Source organism: Longimicrobium sp. (genome assembly GCF_048594345.1).
Taxonomy (GTDB): domain Bacteria; phylum Gemmatimonadota; class Gemmatimonadetes; order Longimicrobiales; family Longimicrobiaceae; genus Longimicrobium.
In genome coordinates this window covers 21622-42060 of the sequence record NZ_JBMDXM010000021.1, presented here as the reverse complement: position 1 = coordinate 42060, position 20439 = coordinate 21622, and the positions used below count along the sequence as shown (strand labels likewise).

Annotated in this window: 22 protein-coding genes and 1 pseudogene; 2 read left to right on the top strand and 21 right to left on the bottom strand. The window is 68.7% G+C overall.

What is annotated here, in order from left to right; genetic code table 11:
* Nucleotides 1-17 precede the first annotated feature (17 nt).
* The gene (locus tag ACOJUJ_RS02125) at nt 18-839 is read left to right on the top strand and encodes an MBL fold metallo-hydrolase (protein WP_420125193.1); all 822 of its coding nucleotides are present in this window, start codon (nt 18-20) and stop codon (nt 837-839) included.
* Nucleotides 840-1164: 325 nt separating this feature from the next.
* On the opposite strand, the gene ACOJUJ_RS02120 is transcribed toward ACOJUJ_RS02125, so the two are convergent.
* The 20 genes and pseudogenes from ACOJUJ_RS02120 to ACOJUJ_RS02025 form a co-directional block, all read right to left on the bottom strand.
* On the bottom strand, nt 1165-1548 hold the full coding sequence (locus tag ACOJUJ_RS02120; RefSeq protein ID WP_420125192.1) for a TraR/DksA family transcriptional regulator: 384 nt from the start codon (nt 1546-1548) through the stop codon (nt 1165-1167).
* Between the two features lie 297 nt (nt 1549-1845).
* On the bottom strand, nt 1846-3192 hold the full coding sequence (rseP, locus tag ACOJUJ_RS02115) for an RIP metalloprotease RseP (protein WP_420125191.1): 1347 nt from the start codon (nt 3190-3192) through the stop codon (nt 1846-1848).
* Nucleotides 3186-4334 carry a 1-deoxy-D-xylulose-5-phosphate reductoisomerase gene (gene dxr / locus ACOJUJ_RS02110; RefSeq protein ID WP_420125190.1) on the bottom strand — a complete coding sequence of 383 codons (1149 nt, stop codon included), beginning with the start codon at nt 4332-4334 and terminating at the stop codon, nt 3186-3188. The genes rseP and dxr overlap by 7 nt, the downstream gene beginning before the upstream one ends.
* 7 nt (nt 4335-4341) lie before the next feature.
* Nucleotides 4342-5196: a phosphatidate cytidylyltransferase gene (locus tag ACOJUJ_RS02105; RefSeq protein WP_420125189.1), complete on the bottom strand. Its 855-nt coding sequence runs from the start codon at nt 5194-5196 to the stop codon at nt 4342-4344.
* Nucleotides 5197-5198: 2 nt separating this feature from the next.
* Nucleotides 5199-5945 carry an isoprenyl transferase gene (locus ACOJUJ_RS02100; RefSeq protein WP_420125188.1) on the bottom strand — a complete coding sequence of 249 codons (747 nt, stop codon included), beginning with the start codon at nt 5943-5945 and terminating at the stop codon, nt 5199-5201.
* 99 nt (nt 5946-6044) lie between these two features.
* Entirely contained in the window at nt 6045-6302 is a 258-nt protein-coding gene (locus tag ACOJUJ_RS02095) for a Txe/YoeB family addiction module toxin (RefSeq protein ID WP_420125187.1), read from the bottom strand.
* Complete coding sequence (locus tag ACOJUJ_RS02090) at nt 6299-6511, bottom strand: prevent-host-death protein (RefSeq protein ID WP_420125186.1); 213 nt, start codon at nt 6509-6511, stop codon at nt 6299-6301. The genes ACOJUJ_RS02095 and ACOJUJ_RS02090 overlap by 4 nt, the downstream gene beginning before the upstream one ends.
* Before the next feature lie 90 nt (nt 6512-6601).
* Entirely contained in the window at nt 6602-7042 is a 441-nt protein-coding gene (locus tag ACOJUJ_RS02085; RefSeq protein ID WP_420125185.1) for an RBBP9/YdeN family alpha/beta hydrolase, read from the bottom strand.
* A gap of 112 nt (nt 7043-7154) precedes the next feature.
* On the bottom strand, nt 7155-7697 hold the full coding sequence (locus tag ACOJUJ_RS02080; RefSeq protein WP_420125184.1) for an MOSC domain-containing protein: 543 nt from the start codon (nt 7695-7697) through the stop codon (nt 7155-7157).
* Nucleotides 7694-8260: a hypothetical protein gene (locus ACOJUJ_RS02075; RefSeq protein WP_420125183.1), complete on the bottom strand. Its 567-nt coding sequence runs from the start codon at nt 8258-8260 to the stop codon at nt 7694-7696. The genes ACOJUJ_RS02080 and ACOJUJ_RS02075 overlap by 4 nt, the downstream gene beginning before the upstream one ends.
* Nucleotides 8261-8277: 17 nt before the next feature.
* Nucleotides 8278-8673: a nuclear transport factor 2 family protein gene (locus tag ACOJUJ_RS02070; protein ID WP_420125182.1), complete on the bottom strand. Its 396-nt coding sequence runs from the start codon at nt 8671-8673 to the stop codon at nt 8278-8280.
* Nucleotides 8674-8743: 70 nt separating this feature from the next.
* Complete coding sequence (locus tag ACOJUJ_RS02065; protein ID WP_420125181.1) at nt 8744-9073, bottom strand: low molecular weight protein tyrosine phosphatase family protein; 330 nt, start codon at nt 9071-9073, stop codon at nt 8744-8746.
* Nucleotides 9074-9691: 618 nt separating this feature from the next.
* Nucleotides 9692-10561, bottom strand: coding sequence for a phytanoyl-CoA dioxygenase family protein (locus ACOJUJ_RS02060; protein ID WP_420125180.1), 870 nt, complete (start codon nt 10559-10561; stop codon nt 9692-9694).
* Between the two features lie 271 nt (nt 10562-10832).
* Nucleotides 10833-11489 (bottom strand): hypothetical protein, encoded by a 657-nt coding sequence (locus ACOJUJ_RS02055; RefSeq protein ID WP_420125179.1) that lies wholly within the window; start codon nt 11487-11489, stop codon nt 10833-10835.
* A 480-nt stretch (nt 11490-11969) separates the two neighbouring features.
* Entirely contained in the window at nt 11970-13151 is a 1182-nt protein-coding gene (gene galK / locus ACOJUJ_RS02050; RefSeq protein WP_420125178.1) for a galactokinase, read from the bottom strand.
* Nucleotides 13152-13174: 23 nt separating this feature from the next.
* Nucleotides 13175-14179, bottom strand: coding sequence for a UDP-glucose 4-epimerase GalE (gene galE, locus ACOJUJ_RS02045; RefSeq protein ID WP_420125177.1), 1005 nt, complete (start codon nt 14177-14179; stop codon nt 13175-13177).
* Nucleotides 14176-15663 carry a family 43 glycosylhydrolase gene (locus ACOJUJ_RS02040; protein ID WP_420125176.1) on the bottom strand — a complete coding sequence of 496 codons (1488 nt, stop codon included), beginning with the start codon at nt 15661-15663 and terminating at the stop codon, nt 14176-14178. The genes galE and ACOJUJ_RS02040 overlap by 4 nt, the downstream gene beginning before the upstream one ends.
* A 31-nt stretch (nt 15664-15694) precedes the next feature.
* Complete coding sequence (gene galT, locus ACOJUJ_RS02035; protein WP_420125175.1) at nt 15695-16003, bottom strand: galactose-1-phosphate uridylyltransferase; 309 nt, start codon at nt 16001-16003, stop codon at nt 15695-15697.
* A gap of 242 nt (nt 16004-16245) precedes the next feature.
* Nucleotides 16246-16695, bottom strand: a pseudogene (gene galT, locus ACOJUJ_RS02030) (galactose-1-phosphate uridylyltransferase).
* 275 nt (nt 16696-16970) lie between these two features.
* Nucleotides 16971-18104, bottom strand: a complete 1134-nt coding sequence (locus ACOJUJ_RS02025) for a hypothetical protein (protein ID WP_420125174.1) — start codon at nt 18102-18104, stop codon at nt 16971-16973.
* Between the two features lie 402 nt (nt 18105-18506).
* On the opposite strand from ACOJUJ_RS02025, the gene ACOJUJ_RS02020 reads away from it, so the two are divergent.
* On the top strand, nt 18507-19586 hold the full coding sequence (locus tag ACOJUJ_RS02020) for an aldose epimerase family protein (RefSeq protein WP_420125173.1): 1080 nt from the start codon (nt 18507-18509) through the stop codon (nt 19584-19586).
* 103 nt (nt 19587-19689) lie between these two features.
* On the opposite strand, the gene ACOJUJ_RS02015 is transcribed toward ACOJUJ_RS02020, so the two are convergent.
* On the bottom strand, nt 19690-20109 hold the full coding sequence (locus tag ACOJUJ_RS02015; protein WP_420125172.1) for a hypothetical protein: 420 nt from the start codon (nt 20107-20109) through the stop codon (nt 19690-19692).
* Between the last annotated feature and the right edge of the window lie 330 nt (nt 20110-20439).

Here is a 20439-nt window from a genome sequence, read left to right as displayed (position 1 = left end):
CGTACTTTCGTACCTCTTTGAAGGTTACCATCCTGGGCAGCGGCAGCCGCGGCAACGCGGTGCTGATCGAGTCCGCCGGCACGCGCCTGCTGGTGGACGCGGGCTTCAGCGGCCGCGACCTGGAGCGCCGGCTGGCCGCGGTGGACTGCGATCCCGCCTCGCTCACGGCGCTGCTCATCACGCACGACCACGGCGACCACACGCGGGGGATGGGCGTGGCCGCGCGCCGCTGGAACCTGCCGCTCTACCTTACCGATCTGACGAAGAACGTCTGCCGCGACCTGCTGGACGGCAGCGAGGACGTGCGCGCCTGGTCCAGCGCCCAGCCGGTGGAGATCGGCGGGCTGGTGGTGACGCCGTTCCTGACCGTACACGACGCCATCGACCCCGTGGCGGTGACGGTGACGGAGTGCGAGACGGGAGAGAAGCTGGGGATCGCCACGGACCTGGGCCGCGCCACGGCGCCCGTTCGCCACGCGCTGCGGGGGTGCGACGTGCTGGTGCTGGAGAGCAACCACGACGAGATCCTGCTGCGCGAAAGCCCGTACCCCTGGTCCGTCAAGGCGCGCATCGGCGGCAGCCACGGCCACCTGAGCAACCGCGCCGCCGCCGAACTGGTGGGCGAGCTGTTCCACGACGGCCTGTGCGCCGTGGTGCTGGCGCACATGAGCGAGGCCGCCAACGACCCGTCGCTCGCCAAGGAGGTTGTGGGCGAGGCGCTGGCCCGGCGCCGCTTCAGCGGGATGCTGGACGTGGCCCGCCAGGAGGCGCCGATGGAGTCCATCGACGTCACGCGGATGCGCATGCTGCGGCTCCCCGCGCAGATGGCGCTGTTTTAGCGCTCGGACCCTCACCCCGGCTCGTTCCTCGCCTGCCCCTCTCCCACAAACTGCGTGGGAGAGGGGATAAACGTCGCATCCGGCTCCGGGACGTTGCCGCGGCCGCGGTGTCCGAACCCGCGAACCGTCGCGGCGCGCAGGCCCGTGCCAGCGCGAGCAGGTGAAGCCCCGTTTTGCGAGGAACGAGCAAAGACGGGGCTTGTGGCCTTTCGAGCCGCGGCTTTAGCCGCCCTAATTCCCGTCGGACGCACGAAGGGCGGCCCTCCTCACCGGAGAGCCGCCCTTCCGCCGTTGCAGGCTATTTCCTGTTCCCTACTCCCTGCCCTCAAGCCGCCTTTTCCTCTTCCTCGCGCAGCTTGCAGTCCAGGCAGTACCGCGCGTGCGGCAGGGCTTCCAGGCGCTGGAAGGGGATGTCCTTCTTGCAGCCGTGGCAGATGCCGAAGCCTTCGGGATCCTTGTACAGCCGGCGCAGCGCTTCCTCGATCCGGTAGAGGTACCGCCCCTCCTTGCTGGCGAACAGGAACGACTTTTCGCGCTCCATCGCGTCGGTGCCCTGGTCGGCCATGTGGAACGAGTAGCTGGAAAGGTCCGCGTCGGCGCTTTCCCGGCTCAGCTTGGACTGCTGCTGAAACCGGCCGAGCGACCGCAGGATCTTCTCGCGCTCACGAACAAGGAGACGCTCGATGGCCTCGAGCTGAGTCCGTTCCATTCGACTGTCTCGCTGTGATTGGTGTGGGTCGGCGCCCGACTCGACCTGCGGCGCCCGCGGGGGGACCAGCGTACCCGGCCGAACCATGGGGTCGTTCGGAAGAGCCGCGGAACAACCCTCTATTTTACCACGGAAAGGGGGATTAGTTCAACCCCGGGCGTCTGATACGGATTCGGGAGGTAGATCCGGGGAGAGGACCGGGAGACAAGGAAGACACGGCGACAAGGGGAGGGATACGGGAGACAGGTGTGCGGATCCGGCGATCCCGCGAAACCTGTCTCCCGTTCCCGCTCGCCTCTAGCTCCCGAAGTAGCGCTCCACCAGGCGGACGACGTCGTTGCCGTTGGCCCAGAGCATCAATCCCACGACGATGATCAGCCCCACGTGCGACAGGCGGATGCGGGCTTCCAGCGACAGCGGCCGGCCGCGCACCGCCTCGATGGCCAGGAACATCAGGTGCCCGCCGTCCAGAATGGGGATGGGCAGCAGGTTGAGCACCGCCAGGTTTACGGAGAGAAAGGCGAGGAAGCCCAGGTACTCCCACGGTCCCTGCTCCGCGCTCTGCCCCGACGCCTCGCCGATGGCCAGCAGGCCGCCCAGGTTGCGCGGGGAGAGCGCGCCGGTGAACAGGTCGCGCAGCGTCTCCAGGAGAAGCTGGACCATGCGCACCGTCTGGTGCCACCCCAGCGCCAGCGACGGGCCAAACGCAAGGCGCCGGTACTGCAGCTCGGGCGCCTGCTCCGACGCGCCGAACTTGCCGACGAGTACTCCGCCCTCCCGCTCGCTGCGCGGGGTGACGGTCACGCTGCGGGGCTGGCCCTCGCGCTCCACGTCCATCCGCAGCACCTTGCCGGGGCTGGAGCGAATGCGCTCCACCACCTGCGTCCAGGTGTCGATCCGCTGCCCGTCGATGGCGACGATGCGGTCCCCGGCCTGCAGCCCGGCCCGCGCGCCGGGCCCGTCCGGCATCACCACGCCCAGCACCGGCGCCGCCATGGGGCGCAGCGCGGAAAGAAGCGTGTCCCGCGAGGGGCCGGGGGCTGGGACGGCCAGCGTGACGGCGGGACGCCCCTCGAACCCCAGGCTCACGGGGCCGGCGGGCGCGGCTTCCAGCTTCTGCTGCATGGCGTCCCAGCTGGTCACCTGCTCGCCGCCCACGGAGACGATGCGCGAGCCGGCCGGGATCTGCTCCACCTGCGTGGCCGTGCCGCCCAGCCCGGTCACCGGGGCCAGCCGCGTCTCGGCGATGTACGCTTCGCCCTGCGCAAAGGCCAGGACGATGTTGGCCAGCAGGGCGAACAGCAGGTTCATGATGACGCCCGCCGAGATCACCCAGGTGCGCGCCCAGATCGGCTTGGAATCGAAGGTCCGCGCGGGGTCCACCGGGGGCGCGGCCTCGCCGCCCTCCAGCACCTCCATCCCCTCGTCGTCCTCCATCCCCGCCATCTTTACGTACCCGCCCAGCGGGATGGCGCTGATGACGAAGTCCGTCTCGCCCCACTTGAAGCCCGCGACACGCGGGCCCAGGCCCAGGGAAAAGCGCGGCGCGGCGATGTCCACCGACTTCGCGGCGAAAAAGTGCCCGAACTCGTGGACCAGAATCAGTACGGAAAGCGCGATCAGCGTCGCGAGAATCGTCAGCACGGGGCCAGCCGGGAAAGGGATTCGTGTGCGGCGCGCCGGGCCCACGCGTCCGCCTGGCGCACGTCGTCCAGCTGGTGCACCGGGCCGCCGGGCCAGCGGGCGAGCGCGTCGGCGATCGCCCGGGCAATGCCGCCAAAGGGGGCGCGGCCGGCCAGGAACTCGGCCACCGCCACCTCGTTGGCGGCGTTGAACACCGCGGGAGCCGTGCCGCCGGCCCGCCCCGCCTCTACACCCAGCGCAAAGGCGGGAAAGCGGTCCGTGCGCACGGCCTCGAAGGTCAGCGCCCCCGCCGCAACGGGATCAAAGCGGCGGCACTCGTACGGCAGCCGCTCCGGATAGCCGAGCGCGTACAGGACGGGGAGTTCCATCGTGGGAAAGCCCATCTGCGCCAGCACCGACCCGTCCACCATCTCCACCATGGAGTGGATGATGGACTGCGGATGCACCACCGCCTCGATGCGCTCGTACGGCACGCCGAACAGAAAGTGCGCCTCGATCACCTCCAGCGCCTTGTTGGCCAGCGTGGCGCTGTCGATGGTGACCTTGGAACCCATGGCCCAGGTGGGGTGCCGCAGGGCGTCCGCCGGCGTCACGTTCTCCAGCAGCGCGGGATCCATCTCCCGGAACGGGCCGCCGGACGCCGTAAGCACCAGCCGCCGCACGTCTCCCGTCCGCGTCCCCGCCAGGCACTGCAGGATGGCGCTGTGCTCGCTGTCCACGGGGAGCAGCTCTCCCCCGCCCCACCGCGCCGCCTCCAGCACCAGCGGCCCGCCGCACACCAGCGACTCCTTGTTCGCCAGCGCAACGCGCTTTCCCGCCTGCAGCGCCGCCAGCGTGGGCTCCAGCCCCGCCGCGCCCACGAGGGCGTTGACGACGATGTCGGCGTCCGGGTGCGTGGCGGCCTCCAGCAGCGCCTCGCGGCCGGACAGCCACCTCGTAGCGCCGTCGCCTCCGTGCGGCGCCTCCACGTCGGAAACCACGGCCAGGGCGGGGCGGTGGCGCAGCACCAGCGCCTGCAGCGCGTCCACGCTGCGGTGCGCGGTCAGCGCGACGGCGCGAAAGCGGTCGGGGTGCTGCTCCAGCACGGCCAGCGCGCTGGCGCCGATGGAGCCGGTGGCACCCAGGATGGCGACGCCCTTCATCCGTCCCTCAAAGCCCCACGACGAAGCGGAAGAAGGCGTACCCCAGCGGCAGGGTGAAGAGAAGCGAGTCGAAGCGGTCCAGCGCCCCGCCGTGCCCCGGCAGCAGCGTCCCCGAATCCTTGACCCCCACGTCGCGCTTCCACGCCGACTCCGCCAGGTCGCCCACCTGCGCCGACACCGACATCAGCAGCCCCAGCAGCGCGCCCTCGACGACCGTGGGGACGTAGCCGCCGAAGCGGCCCAGGAAGATGGCGTACGCCGCGCCCACCACCACGGTTCCCACCACGGCCGAAAGCGCGCCTTCCACCGTTTTTCCGGGGCTGACCCTGGGGATGAGCTTGCGCTTTCCCATCGCCCGGCCGCCAAAGTAGGCGAACGAGTCGCTGGCCCAGGTCAGCAGCACGGGGGCAAAGAGGATGGCGGAGGCGTGCGCCGCGTCATGGACGCCGGGGAGGTGGCGCAGGTACAGCCCGAACCCCAGCAGCGCCGCGTACCCCGCGCCGAACACGGTGGTGGCGACGGACAGCAGCGGCTCGCCCTCCACGCCGCGCGACCAGATGGCCACGGCGGGGGCGACCAGCGCCAGGAGGATGAGGATGCCCGCGGGGAGAGGGTTGTCCAGCCCGTCGCGCGGCGCGGCGCCGGCGGCCAGCACCATCGCCGCGGCGCCGGCCATGCCCAGCGCGGCCAGCGGGCGCGGCGCCTTGCGCGCGGCCATCACGTACAGCTCGCGCGCGGTGAGCGCGGCCAGCAGCGCCAGCAGCGCGGCGAGCACCCAGCCGCCCGCGTAGATGGCGCCCAGGGCGACGATGATGCCGGGGATCGCGACGAGGACGCGGGTGCGCGTCTCCGATGCCGCCACGGTCAGGTGGCCAGAACGCGGCCGAAGCGCCGCTCCCGCCGCTGGTAGTCGAGGATGGCGCGGTACAGGTGCTCGCGGCCAAAGTCCGGCCACAGCACGTCGGAAACGTACATCTCCGTGTAGGCCAGCTGCCAGAGCATGAAGTTGCTGATGCGCAGCTCGCCCGAAGTGCGGATGAGCAGGTCGGGGTCCGGATCGCCGGCGAAGTACAGCTGCCCGGCGAACAATTCCTCGTCGATCTCCCCCGGCATGAGCGTGCCCTCGCGGACGCGCTCGGCCAGCCGCCGCGCGGCGGTAACGATCTCGTCGCGCGCGCCGTAGCTGATGGCCAGGTTAAGGCGCATCTTTTCGCAGCCGCGCGTGTGGTCGACGATGGACTGGATGGCGGCGCGGGTGCGGGGCCCCAGGCGGTGCAGGTCACCGATGGCGCGCACTTCCACGCCCTTTTCCTTGAGCTCGCGCCGCTCCTTGCGGACGTACAGCTCCAGCAGCGCCATCAGCGCCGACACCTCGCCCTGGGGGCGGTGCCAGTTTTCGCTGCTGAAGGCGAAGAGGGTGAGCACCTCCACCCCCGCGTCGCCCGCGGCCTCGACGGCGGCGCGTACGGCCGTCATCCCGGCGCGGTGGCCGAACTCGCGCGGGCGACCGCGCTCGCGGGCCCACCGGCCGTTGCCATCCATGATGATGGCCACGTGCCGCGGGACCGTCCCGTTCAGCTTGATTTGCTGGAGGAGCTGCTCGCAAGACATTCGGGTAAGATGGCCGCGCGTCGCTGGTTTGTCAAAGCAAGTGCTTTTCGCGGTCAGCAAAAAGCGACCCGGCGTGGGAATCCCAGGCCGGGCGGCGAATCAATAGTGGTGTCGACAGGAAAGAATGCGGATGTGCTCGCCCTTAACTTCGTACACGAGCCGGTGTTCCTGGTCAATGCGGCGCGACCAGCAGCCGGCGAGTTCGTGCTTGAGCTTTTCAGGCTTCCCTATCCCGCCGGTCGGGTCACGTTGCACGTCGCGAATCAGCCTGATAATCCGGATCGCGGTAGCACGATCCTTTTCGATCCACCACGAGAGATCCTCAAAACCCTCGGGATCAAACAGCACATCCTTCACAGCCCGAGCTTCGCGATCGCGTCATCCAGCGAAATGCCTTCCGTGCGAGCGCGAGCGGCAAGCAGTCGTGCGCGCATGGCGGGATTACGGAGAAGGTACTCCGTTTCGCGCTCGGAAGCGATTTCGTTCCAGAGATCGATCGGCACGAGGACCGCGGTTGGATTCCCTTCCGCGTCGGTCACGTACTGAAGGTCGTCGGTCACGCTCATCGGCACAACTCGTATGTGTGTTGAGGGCACCAGCGAACCGGATGGTACACGGAGCCGCGAGTCGTGTGCCAGCTTACCGGTCCGGTTGCATCACGTGTGTGAGCAGAGCGCATCCAGCAGCCTTTCGCCATCCACCCAGGGACCGAAGCCGGCGGCGGTGTTGATGTGGCCGGCGGCGCCCAGCGAGATCAACTCGCTCCCCCAGCACCAGGCGAAGTGTTCGGCGCGGTCCATCGACAGGTACTCGTCGGTGCCGCTGGCGACAAGGAGAGTGCGAAAGGGGAGGCGCTGCAGGGGGACGGGGGCGAAGCAGCGGATGGACTCCGGCGCGTCGGCGCGCTCCACGTCGGCGGGGGCGACGAGCAGGGCGCCGGCGACAGGGCGCACGGAGCTCGCCGCCCAGCGCGCGATGGCGATGCACCCCAGGCTGTGCGCCACGAGGACCACCTGGCCAGGCTCCGCGGCGATCGCATCGTCCAGCGCGCGGACCCAGTCGTCCGGATGGGGCGTGTCCCAATCGCGCTGCTGCACGCGGTGAAAGCGGTGCGGGTCCGCGCGCTCCCACAGCTCTGCCAGTGCTGGGGGCCGCTGTTCTCCCAGCCGGGGACGATCAGCACGCGCGGCGGACGATCATCCACCCCCGTCATACCACGCCCAGCGGATGGTGAGGCTCCGGGGGCAACTCCACGCGGATGGGGTCGCCCGGGCGCACGTCGCCGCCGGTGAGGACGATGGACATGATGCCGGCCTTGCGCACCAGGCTTCCGTCTGCGGCGCGCCCCAGGCAGGCGGCCATCAGCCCGGGCTGAAAGCGGTCCAGTTGCACGCACGGGTTGCGCAGGCCGGTCACCTGCACCACGGCGGCATCGCCCAGGTGCAGGCGCGCGCCGGCGGGAAGTCCCAGCAGATCCAGCCCGCGCGTGGTGACGTTCTCGCCCATCTCGCCGGCGGACACGTCGAATCCAGCGGCGCGTAGCTCGTCGTGCAGCTCCTCGTGGATCAGGTGCACCTGGCGCAGGTTGGGCGCGTGGGGAGTGAAGCGGACGCGTGAGCGGTGCTTGACCGTCTCGCCCAGGTGCGCGTCGCCCTCCACGCCCAGCCCCGCGACCAGGCGGATGAACAGCTCGTTCGGTTTGCTGAACGAGTGCCTGCGGCTTCGGCTTACGGCCGTGACGATTCCGCTCACCGCCGGCGCTGCCTGGCAAGGTGCTTTCGATACGTGCGCGTCGGCTTGCGCTCCGCGACGGGGGGCTGCTCGCCCGCCAGAAGCCGCTCGACCGCCTGCTGATCGTGAAAGTCGCCCTGCAGATCCACGATCAGCCCGAAGCGGCGGCCACGCAGACGAAGGCTGTACCACGGCGCGTTCACGCTTACCCCGCCCGCGTCGAACATCCCGTGGTTGTATCCCATCCCCGTCACCTCGCCCAACTGGATGGTGCGCGGACGCCCGAAGCCGGCGACGGTGACGCGGAACGCATCGCTCGCTTCATCCTCCTCAATGCGCATCACGTACAGCTGCAGGTAAAGCAGGATGCCCGCGATGATGGCGATCCCGGACACTCCGAACCCGATGCCGAACAGGACGCGGATCGCCAGCGGCTTCAAGACGCCACCTTCCCGCGGATCCAGCCCGTAGCTCTGGAGCACGTACCCGCCCATCCATACGAGCATGGCCCCGCCAAGCAGCGAAAGCACCAGGACGAACCAGATCTTCCACCGCTGCGGCCCCGCGTCAAAGATCACGCGCATGATCGATCCTCTCTCGTTTACGAACTTTCCGCCTGGCGGTCGGCTGCGGTGAGCCCGGCGGCGTGCAGCGCGGCGTGGAGATCGTCGTAGCGCTCCATCTCCGCCACGCGTTCGCCGTCGATGCGAAAGCGCGTCGCCACGTCGGCCTCGCCGCGAACCTCGCCCGTCGGCACGTCGCGCCACACGCCGTGCTGGGCGACGACTACGGCATCGCCCGCCCCGAAGGTTTCGCGCGTCTGGAACGTGGCGCCCGCGTGGCCGAGCCACGCCCGCAGCACCTCGTGCCCGCGTGCGGTGCCGCGCGGGCCCACGATCACGACGTCCGGCGCGGTACGCGCAAGCACGCCCTGTACGTCACCCGCGTTTACGGCGGCGAGCCAATCGTGGACGATGCGGAGCGGATCGGACGACACGCAGCCTCTGCGATGACGGTGGATGAGAAACGGCTTCGGTGGATGATCGACGTCGGTGGCGCTGGAACGGCTATTCGTCTGGAACCAGATAGGCCGCCATCTCCGCCTCCAGCCGCTCGACGAGGGCGGGATCCATGAAGGCGTACTCGTCGGGGATGTGGAGGCAGACCAGGCGCCGGCCCGCGAGCGCATCGGCGAACTTCTCGCGCATCCGGCTTACGTGGCGCTTCTCCATCGCCACCACGAGGTCGGCCCAGCCCAGGTGCCCGGCGGTCACCCGGAGGCGCGCGCCCTGCTCCGTGCCGGCGCTGCGCACCTCGTGTCCGTTCACGCCATCGAACAGCCGCTCGGCCGTAAGGCTGCGCAGGCGGTTGCGGCTGCAGACGAAGAGGATCTTCAAGAATCAGCGGTTCGGGAGTCCATGTTTCGCGGCATTGTCAGCCGAGAGCACGACGGAAGATGTTCCCCTCGCCGCCAAAGATCCAGATGTCGCCGCTGGTCCGCGACTGGCGACAGGCTGCGAGCACGCCGAAAGTAGATTCCTCAGCCCGCACCAGGGGGTGGAGTGAAAGCCGGGTTCGGCGCTGCGCATCCTTCGGAATGACAGTCGGGCGCGGCGATCGAAAAACGAAGGAGTCAGCAGAGAACAACTCCGCTGACCCCGTTGATGCCGTGTGAGGCCAATCCGTCAGCGTCAGAGGGTGTTGCTAAAACGTCGAATCACGAAGTGATGTCATCCTGAGAGGGTGAACCTCAGTTCTTCATAACGAAGCACACAGTCATCCTGAGGGAGCGCCACGCGTAAACTTCAGGAGCACAAAAGCTTACACGCGACCGAAGGACCTTTTCTCCGCCACCGTGAGGCCAGATGCGGGGCATGAAGCCAGCCTCACGCTTATGCCGGCAAGGTCCTTCAGTCGGCGCCAGAGTATTGTGTATGAACAAGCTATGGAGCGGCGCCTCCCTCAGTATGACTGGTCCGGGGCAGATTCAGCAACACCCTTTCAGCCTCAGCCCCTCACGCCTCGCCCATCATCAGCCCCTCGATGCTGTGAGCCTGGTGGATGGGCTCCAGCTCGTCGACGACGCGGCAGGCGAAGCGGCGGCGCAGGTCCTGGGGCATGGCGTCCCAGAAGGCGCGGGTGAACTGCAGGTCGTGGCGCTCGGCGTTGTTGGCGGTGGGCGCGTCGACGCCCAGCACGAGCACGGGGCGCGACTTGTCGCTGTGGTTGGCGGTCCCGCGGTGGATGGTAAGCGCCGAGCGGCAAGAGATGTCGCCCATCTTCGGCATCTTGCGCTGGGCGCGCTCCAGGTAGCGCGGATAGAACGACTTTGGCGGAAACATCTCGTGCTCGAAGTGCTCGGCCGTGTCCCACTGCGTGCCGGGCGCGATCTCGAACGGGCCCATGTCCTCGAACACGTCCACGCAGGTGAGATTGAAGGCCAGTGAGTTCAGCCGCCGGCCCACGGTGGTGTCCTCCGGAGCGGGAAAGTCGCGGTGCCAGGGCTGGTCCTGCGCACCCGGCCCGGGAACGTCGAAGCCGATCTCCACGAACTTGTAGTCCGGCCCCAGTGCGGCCTCGCAGACGGCGTGCACCCACGGGTGCGTCACCAGCTCGGTGAAGCCACGGATGTCCTCGGGGTGGATCTCCACGTAGTACCGCTTGGGTCCGCGGCCCACGGCGCCGCCGGGACGCTTGAGCGCTTCCTCGAACGCGGCGTCCACGTCCTCGCGCAGCTGCTGCACCCATTCGCGGCTGAAGGCGCCCTTGAGCGCGATGATGCCGTCGCCGTACAGGCCGCCCATGATGGCGGCGACGTCGTACCGCGGGTTTGGCGGCTGCGGCGCGGCGCCGGTGTGGGGCGGGGCTTCGGCCATGCTGGTCATGCGGATCCTTCCCTTGTGTTGAACGACGACGCGGGTGATACGACCGCTTCGTGGCGAGCTTCCGCTGCTGCGTGACCCGCGGCGCCCCCTCCGCTCGCCGAGGCTCGCACCTCCCCCAAAAAACCCTGGGGGAGGTTGGTGTTGCCGACAGTTCGGCGACTCGTCGAAGTAGATCTCGCTGCGCCCGACGGTGCCCCTCCCCCGGCCCCTCCCCGTTCGTTCCTCACGGAGAGGGGAGAACTTCGATCGCGCTACGGCGGTTCGGGGCGGCTTACGGGGTACCGGGTCCTCCGACCATGCGCGCGAAGTCAAGCTGCGACCGTTCACGCAGTGCGTCCCGCATGAACCGGAACTGGTAGTAGCCGTACTTCAGCGGGTCGCGGCCCAGGGTCTGGTAGTTCGCTCCAAAATACGCGACGGGGTCTTCACCACTGGGCGTCGGGTCCGGAAGCGCCGCGGCCGCGCCTGTCGCAAGCCGCTCCAGCTCGGCCAGGAAGCGCTCCCCTCCAGGCTGCGTGCGCCAGAACGCCACGGCCAGCCGGTTCGCCATGTTCTCGTTCTCGTACAGCGTGGGCTCGCGACGATCGGCGCGGGCCTGGAACCAGTGTCCGGCCTCGTGCGCGATGAGAAAGCGATTGAAGAAGGCACGGAACAGGTATTCGGCCTCCGCGTCGCCTCCCGCAGCAAACGTGCGGAACGTCGCCCGCGCCTTGGGCTGCATCGTCTCCCACCAGGGAACGACGATGCGATTGGCGCTACCGCTGAAAAAGATCAACTGCGGCGTGTTGCGAATCTCGATGCCGGGCGCATCCGCGAGCGCCGCCCCGCGCGCCCGGGCCACTTCGGCGGCAAAGGCGTCCACGATTGCCTGTGCTTCGGTGCGAAACACCGCGGTATCGACGTACACGGGGACGACGGACATGGCCATGGTTGCCCCGGTACCGCTCGAGTGGCCGGGCGCACATCCGGACGCGACTGCCATGCAGAGGAGTGAACCCGGGAGGAATCGGTGCATAAAGCCCCTGTCTGACGGAGTTGCCGTTGGAATCTGTGACGGCACTTTCGTTTCCCTGAATGGCGCGTCCACGAACGGCATCAGACTGCGCCCGCCCGGGGTGCCCCTCCCCCAGCCCCGCCCCCAGCCCCTCCCCGTTCGTTCCTCACGGAGAGGGGAGAACTTCGATCGCGCCGCGGAACCGTCAGCGCGCGTTCAACCTCCCCCGGCAGTTTCGGGGGAGGTGGGCCGGTGGTGCCGGCCCGGCGGGGGGCTGCGCGGAACCCGCCGCAGCGCGCGATTCCCTGCCCCACACCACCCCTCCCCCGAAGTCCCCCGAAGTTGGGGGAGGGGTCGACCGCCGTCGCGAGGAACGAGCGAAAGGCCGGTCGGGGGAGAGGACCCGTCGCGCCCCTACACCGCCGCCGGCTCGGCCGATGCCGCCGCCGTCTCCACCGAGGCGCCGGCGGTGGCGGAGCAGACGTAGATGCGCGGCGTGAGGCCCGTCTGCTGGGTGTAGGCGTCGGCGACGACGCGGGCGAAGTCGGCGGCGGCGGCGCGGCGGACCAGGGCGACCGCGCAGCCGCCGAAGCCGGCGCCCGTCATCCGCGCGCCGTGGCAGGCGGAGTGCGCCTGCGCCACCTCCACCATCACGTCCAGCTCGCGCCGCGACACCTCGAAGTCGTCGCGCAGGCTGGCGTGGCTGGCGTTCATCAGCCGCCCCATCTCCTCCGCGTCGCCGCGCTCCAGCGCCGCGGCGGCCTTCAGCGTCCGCTCGTTCTCCGTGATCACGTGGCGGGCGCGGCGGCGGATGAGCGGCTCCAGCTCGTCCGCGCGGGCTTCGAAGGTGGCCAGGTCCACGTCGCGCAGCGCGCGCACCCCCAGCACCTCGGCCGCCGTCTCGCAATGGGCGCGGCGGTCGTTGTAGGCGCTGTCCACCAGCCCGCGGCGGGTGGAGGTGTCCAGGATGACCACGGCAGCCTCCGTGGGAACGGGGACGGACCGGGTTTCCAGCGAGCGGCAGTCGATCAGGAGCGCGTGGCCCGCTTCGCCCGACGCGCTGATCATCTGGTCCATGATGCCGCACTGCACGCCGATCCACTCGTTTTCCGCGCGCTGGGCGGCCAGCGCCATCTCCCGCGCCTCCCACGGCATGCCGCCCAGCGCCGCGAACGCCCGCGCGGCCGCCAGTTCCAGCGCGGCGCTGGAGGAAAGGCCGGCGCCGATGGGCACGTCGCCCGCGGCCACGCCCTCCCAGCCCGGCAGGTCGCGGTTGCGCTTCTGCAGCACCCAGGCGACGGCCTGCACGTAATCGATCCACTGCGTCCCCGAGCTGGCCAGGTGCGCCAGATCAAAGCCGTGCTCCTCGTCAAAATCCAGCGAAAGGAGGACGACCCTGGAATCGGAGCGCGGGCGCAGGGCGATCCAGACGGCGCGGTCGATGGCCATCGGCAGCACGAAGCCGTCGTTGTAGTCGGTGTGCTCGCCGATCAGGTTCACCCGGCCGGGGGCCCGGGCCACCAGCGCGGGAGGGCCGCCGAAGCGCTCGTTGAATGCCCGCACCACCGCGGACCGCGGGCCGTTGTCGCTTGTCATGCTCGTCGTGCCGGAACGGTGGATCAGGAGGACGCGGCGGCCGCGCCGCGGTCGGCGTAGCCGTGGGGGTGCGCAACGTGCCACGCCCACGCGCTTTCGACGATCTGCCGCAGGTCGCCGTAGCGGGGCTCCCAGCCCAGCTCGGCGCGGATGCGGTCGCTGGACGCCACCAGGGTCGCGGGATCGCCCGGGCGCCGCGGCCCGACGACTTCGGGGATGGGGCGGCCGGTGACGGCGCGGCAGGTTTCGATCACCTCGCGCACGCTGAAGCCGCGGCCGCTGCCCAGGTTGTAGGTGCGGCTGCCGCGGTCCAGCGCGCGCAGCGCCCGCACGTGCGCGTCCGCCAGGTCGGCCACGTGCACGTAGTCGCGCACGCAGGTGCCGTCGGGCGTGTCGTAGTCGTCGCCGTAGATGGTCACCTGCTGGCGCTGCCCCAGCGCGCACTGCAGGACGATGGGAACCAGGTGCGTCTCGGGGTCGTGGTCCTCGCCCAGCTCCGGCGACACGGCGCCGGCGGCGTTGAAGTAGCGAAGCGCCGCGTAGCGCATCCCGAAGCGGTCGTCCATCCAGCGGAGGATGCGCTCCAGGATGAACTTGGATTCGCCGTACGGGCTTCCCGGATCGATGCGCGTGGTCTCGTCGATGGGGATGCGCTCGGGAAGGCCGAACAGGTTGGCGGTGGAGGAAAGGATGAAGCGCCGCACTCCGGCATCCACCGCGCTTTCCAGCAGGTTGAGCCCGTTGCGCACGTTGTCGCCCAGGTGCAGAAACGGCTTCTCCATCGATTCGCCCACCAGCGTCTGCGAGGCGAAGTGGAGGATGCCTTCGGGCCGATGCTCCGCCATCACGCGGCCGATCAATCCCCTGTCCTCCAGCCGCCCCTCGACCAGCGTGGCATCGGGATGGACGGCGGCGCGATGGCCCTGCGACAGGTCGTCGAACACCACCACGTCCTCGCCGTCCTCCACCAGCCGGTGGACCACGGCGCTGCCGATGTACCCCGCCCCACCCGTCACCAGCACCTTCATCGGACCTCTCCCGTAGTCTGCGTCTCCCGCTCGCGCGCGGGTCGCGGCTCGTCCGCGGATCGCACGCTCACCCCCTCGCCGTCCAGCACCAGCGGCACGGCCAGGAGGGCGCGGAACTCGTTGTACCCCGTTTCGCCGGGAAAAAACGCGTGGAGAAAGAGCCACGGCTCGCCGTCCGGCCCCTCCGCCACGGAGGGATGGCCCGGCCCCCACCACTCCGCCGTGGAGCGCAGCAGCGGCTCCGGCAGCTTGCGGTACGGCCCCAGCGGCGCATCCGCCACCGCCGCGCCAATGCCGTAGCGCGCGGTGGAAAAGTCGTTGCCGGCGTAGAACGCGTAGTACTTGCCGCCGTGGCGGGTGATCCAGACGCCCTCGATGAGGTGCGCCTCCCACTCCTGGTCGTTGGCCATCACCAGCGTGCGCTCGCCCAGCAGGCTGCGCCCGTCTGGAGACAGCCACTCCGCCCACACCGGCGTGCGCATGGCGTCCAGCACGGCGCGGATGGGCCGGCGCACCTCGGGCTCCTCCTCAGCCCACTGCAGCGCGCGCAAACGCTCGCGGACGGCGGTGAAGTCGTCCGTCACGACTTCGATCAGCAGCTGCTGGACGAAGAAGCGCTCCATGGGCTCGCGGGTGCATATCCACGGCCAGAGCGTGGCAAGGAGCGAGGCGCTGCGCTGGTCGGCCTGGTCCGGCAGCAGCTCCGCGATCAGGCGCGCGTGGTCGTGCAGCAGACCGTTCAGCAGGCTGGGCCACACGTCATTGGAGTCGTCCTTCCAGAGCAGGTACGCGGCGCCGCGGTCATCCACCACCACGTGCGGGTCGATGACCCCGCCACGCAGCAGCGGCTGGTCGGGCGTGGTCCACGGCCCCTCGGGCGTGGGCGCCGTGGCCACGCCGATGGCCAGGTCGTGCCCGTCCTTCTCCCGCGCGGAGAAATAGACGCGGTACTCGCCGCCCATGCGGTGCATCTCCGCCGCCCAGAAGTCGCTCACCCCCTCACCGTCCGCGGCCCACGCCGGCTTGTGGCCGCGGGGGAAGACGAAGCCGCGCAGCTCCCACAGGCGCAGGTCGCGCGAGCGGGCGATGGGGAACGAGTCGGGCGCGTCGTTGGAGGTGGCCACCAGGTACCACCACTCGCCCACGCGCAGCACGGCGGGATCGCCGTACCCGTGCAGCACCTCGGCCGACAGGTTTTCCGTCAGCAGCGGGCGGTAGGGCGCGGTGAAGGTGGGCACCTCGGCCGGCTGGCGGTTGCGCGGCACCCGCGTGCCGAAGCGCGGCGCGATGGCGGCAAACAGGTCCAGCCAGCCGTTGTGCGTCCGCTCGCGCAGCCGGAACGTGGCGGTCGCCGTCTGGCCGGACGGGTCCGGGCCGGTGACGGTGAACCCTTCGCCGTCCGTAACGACGTCGAAGGCGAACGGCGCGTCGGCGGGCGCGGGGAGCCGCAGCCGGTGCATCAGCGGCGGATTCAGCGGCTGCACGGCTCGCCGGACGGGACGGGCAGCTTCACCCTCATGAGCATGAGTTGCCGAACTTGACGTGTATCCAGCCGAATGGCAGTTGCTCCGCGCTGTTTCCAGGGGTCATCTCGCGTTGCGGCTTGCCCAGCATCTCGTATCCCACCATGAACTTGTACAACGTGGCAGAGCGAAGGAGCGGCGGAAAGAAGTGCATATGCAGATGCCAGTCCGGGTGCGGCTGGCCGTCCGTGGGCGCCTGATGCAATCCCGCGGAATAGGGAAAGCTGACGCCGAACAGGTTGTCGTAGCGCGTGGTCAGCCGCTTCAGGATGTCCGCCAGCGCGCGCTCGCCGTCGCCCAACGCGAGCAGGTCGGGGAGGGGGGGGAGGGGGGGTGCGGCTAACCACCAGCGTCTCGAAGGGTCACACGGCCCAGAACGGAACCTGCGCCACGATGTCGTCGTTGGCGCAGACGATCCGCTCGTCGCGCTCTAACTCCAGCCGCAAGTAGGCCTGCAGCAGCATCCGCTCGTGCGCGGCAAAGTGCTCCGCTTAGCACTCGCCAGCGCGCGGGGATTAGCGGGACGGAGTGCTGTGCCCAGATCTAGCCCTGGGGGTGGGGATTGCTGCAACCCATCGTCTCCCCCTTGTTCTCGAGAATCTGCACGTAACCGATGTCTGGCCGGCTTCCCAGCCGCGCGAACTTGTCCGTCTACACGTCTACCACGCCGCGCAGCGCCGCCGGCTCCAGGTTCGGAAGCGACAGGTCGTGGCGCGGGGAAAAGTAGACTACGCGCGCCACCACCGACTCGCTACGCGCCCGCCTCAATTCACCGATGTCCACCTCTATGTCCGGCGCGCCGGTGTAAAGCGCGGCGAAGTCGTTGTCGAAGACGAAGGTGCCGCTGTAGTCCAAGGTCTGCTCACCATTGGGACGCTTAGTGCCGGGGCACAGGTGGCAGCCGGGGATCGTGTGCCCGGCGATGCTCGGCTGCGGGGCGCTCCACCTGCCCTGCCAAGCGCGCCGGGCGCGGTAGGCGAGGCCAGCACCCATTCGCCCGTCAGTGGATTGAAGCGGCGGTGCGTGTGTCCCGCGAACTCACCCAACCCGGCCATCGTCTTCGGATCCGCCACGGAAGCAGCCGGCGTACGCAAGGGTGCGCACCTTTGATCCCGCGCCCCGGAGCGGCGTGGGAGCGAGTAGTGGACGGTGGATCGCGGGGAGGATGCGACGGCGGCGCCGGTTCGTCAATGGCGGGGAGTGCTCCGGAGAGGCTTTCGACCTGCACGCCCCTCAGCCGGCTCTGCGCCAGGCATTGCGAGTAAGCCTCATACGGAATCCGGAAAAACAACATCGGAAGGTACAGAGGGACCAAGAACAGCCAGAGGAACAGAGACTATCCTTCCGTCCTCTGTTCCTCTGGCCGTTGTCTGTTCCTCTGTACCCTGGCCTCTGTTTCCCGTAGTGCGAGTTGAGGTGAGGTGTTTTTCCGGATCTGGTATCAGAAAGAACATTCCCCCGTTGTCCCAGCGGGCGATATCCACGTCGTTGATGACAATCCACAGCTCGCCGGAGCGCCGTGCTTCCACCTGGATAGGATACTGGACGGAGGAAAGAAGCAGCAGTTGCTCGCGATCATCCTTGTTGTCCCAATCGTAGGCGGTATTCTTGAGATCTGCCTGCCGCGGAGGGGCCTCACCCTCGGACCACAGAATCCCGATCACCTTGTTGTGAGGCAGGCCCTTGACGGTGAGCAACCTGTCTTTCTTGTAGAAATAGTCCTCCCCGTAGATGGAATGTTTGGCGAGCACGCCCAGCTTTTTCTCGGGACCGTACCATTCCTCCAAGTATCCTATGGGGGGCGTGTACGGCCATGTAGGCGCCTGGAACCTTCCCTCCCACTTGTCCGGCCACGAGCCGGTTTGCTGATACCGGACAAAGGCGTCCATGTGACCGTTGAGTTCCGACAGTTCCTGCAACGCGCCCGGCGAGACATATCCGCTGATTTCGATGCTCACGCTCTCGCCCTGCTTGAGGACGATCCCAGTAGGCTGCCAGCTTACCTGCGGATAGATGGGAACGTAGTACACCGTTTGCCCAGGTAGCTTGATCTGGACGCCCGCCCCGATGTACTCGACCATAAACAGCGAGCGGCAGATGTAGTACACGCCGGCAATCGTGGCGATGAACGCGAGCAGTGACAGCACGAGAACGGCCTGGTGCTGCGTCAGCAGAACATATATCAGTCCCCAGAGCGACATCCCCGACGGGAGCACCGCGGGAGTTAAGCGGCCGGCATCTGCAGCCTGAAGAATGGAGATCGCGACGGAAACGGCGAATACCGCACCCACCAGCGGTAGCCCGCGGGGCAGCCTGAGTCGGAAGCACCGTAGCGCCACGACCACGGCGTACAGGAAGACTCCTGAAACAAGCAAGTATACGAAGAAGGTTTCGCTAGACACCGATAGCCGGTCGAAAAACGACGTGGAACCCTCACCCCCGGTTGTCCGGTCCAGCGAAGCCCGGCATAGGCACCGGCCAAGTGCACGATGATGATCATGGCCGGCAAACCCAACTGCGACAGCAACCTTTGCCGCGATACAATGACGCCCATCGAACACCCCCGTGCGAAATGCATGAGAATCCGCTCACTCATCACTATAAGGCCCGTATCCGGCGTGCTCAAAAAAACGCGAGGGTGGCTGGACCTAACCGCCCGCTCCCTCGCGGCGCGGCCGGGCACACCGTGGAGGGCGCAAACGCCGGCCGGCTGGTATCCCAGGGGGTTTATTCGGTTGGCTACGCGGCACATCCGGCGTCGTGGCATCCTAGGCTAGGCCTAGCCTTCACATTGATTCACGCCCATGAATCGCGACGACTCCCAAATTCCCATCCGTCAGTCACTCTTCGGGCACCTGCCGGACGGCACGCCGGTGGAGCGGTTCGCGCTGCGCACCGCGTCGGGGCTGGAGATGGACGTAAGCGGATACGGCGGCGCCATCCTTTCCCTGCGCGCACCCGACCGCGAAGGCCGCCCTGGCGACGTGGTGCTGGGCTACGACCGGCTGCAGGATTACGTGGATGACCGCGCCTACTTTGGCGCGCTGATCGGCCGCTACGCCAACCGCATCCGCGGCGGGCGCTTTCGCCTGGACGGGCGCGAGTACCAGTTGCCGGTGAACGACGGCGACAACCACCTGCACGGCGGACCCGGCGGATTTCACAAGCAGGCGTGGCGCGTGGAGCCGCTGCGCGAGGACGGCACGGTGGGCGTGCGGCTGGACTACCACAGCCCGGATGGCGAAGAGGGGTACCCGGGCAATCTGGACGTCACCGTCACCTACCGGCTCACGCTGGAGGGCGCACTGGTGATCGACTACGCCGCGGAGACGGACCAGGCTACGCCCGTGAGCCTGACGCAGCACACCTACTTCAACCTTTCCGGCGACCTCGCGCGCGATGTGCTGGGGCACGAGCTGCTGCTGCACGCCGACCGCTTTACCCCCGCGGACGGCGGCCTCATCCCCACGGGCGAGCTGGCCCAGGTGGCCGGCACCCCGTTCGACTTTCGCCGTCCCACCCCCATCGGCGCGCGCATCGGCGACACGGATCCGCGGCTGGCGGACGCGGGCGGCTACGACCACAACTTCGTGGTGGCGGATGGCGACGCGCCGCTGGCGGCCGCCGCGCGCGTGCACGAGCCGGTGAGCGGCCGCGTGATGGAGCTGTTCACCACCGAGCCGGGGCTGCAGTTCTACTCCGGCAACTACCTGGACGGCAGCGCGGTGGGCAAGGGCGGCCAGCCGTACGCCTACCGCCGCGGCTTTTGCCTTGAGCCGCAGAAGTTTCCGGATTCGCCCAACCACCCTGACTTCCCCACCTGCATCCTGCGCCCCGGCGAGCGCTACACCTCCCGCACCGTCTACCGCTTTACGGCGGAATAGCGGGTGAGCGACGGAAACAGCAGGCACGCATAGCAAACGGAAGGGCGGAGCAGCAGAAGATTCGATCTGCGGCTCCGCCTCTTTGCTGCTCTGTTTGAGAAGTTCAGGTGGACCCGGCTGATCGGCGGGCGCGTCGCGCGCGCAGCACGGCCAGGCCGCCCCACAGCCAGAAGATGGCGAACGGCAGCGAGACGGCCTGCGAAACCACGAAGGCGGGACCGTTTGCCCTGGCCGCCACCGTCCCGTTGAGCACCTGGACGACAGCGAGGAGGAACAGCCCCAGACGCCAGGCGCCGTACGCGGCCACTATGGCCGTCGCGATCTCGCTTCCGCGCCAGATGAGCACCGCCATGGCCAGGCTGAGCGACACGTGCAGCAGCGTCCCCGGTTCCCACACCCAGCGCCCCGCCTCGCGGTGAACAAGCGCGGGAAGGAACCACATCTGCAGCACGGCGAACGCGAACGTCGCGTACGCGGAAGCGCGAACGGCACGCGGGACCACGCGCCCGGGACTCGGCTGCATGCAGAAACGTGGCGGGGGGCGAGGAACGTCGATCAGCCCGGAATCCTACCATCCGCCTTCGCCCGGCGCCAAGGCGCACCCCCTGATGCAGGGGTCCAACGCGACGCCTGCCACGCGCACCGCGCCGTGAGCCACCGGAGAGCCGGCCATTCCGCGAAGGCGGAATTCGTGTGGTTGTTGCAGCGAATTCATTCGACCTTGCAACGAGGACGGCACGTTACCTGACCAAATCGCCACGTTGATCGTGTGGAAGAACCGCCGCACAGCACCCGATCCCCGAACGACGTTCGGTGTATCCATCGACTCACATCATCCGCGGAACAGTCGCAA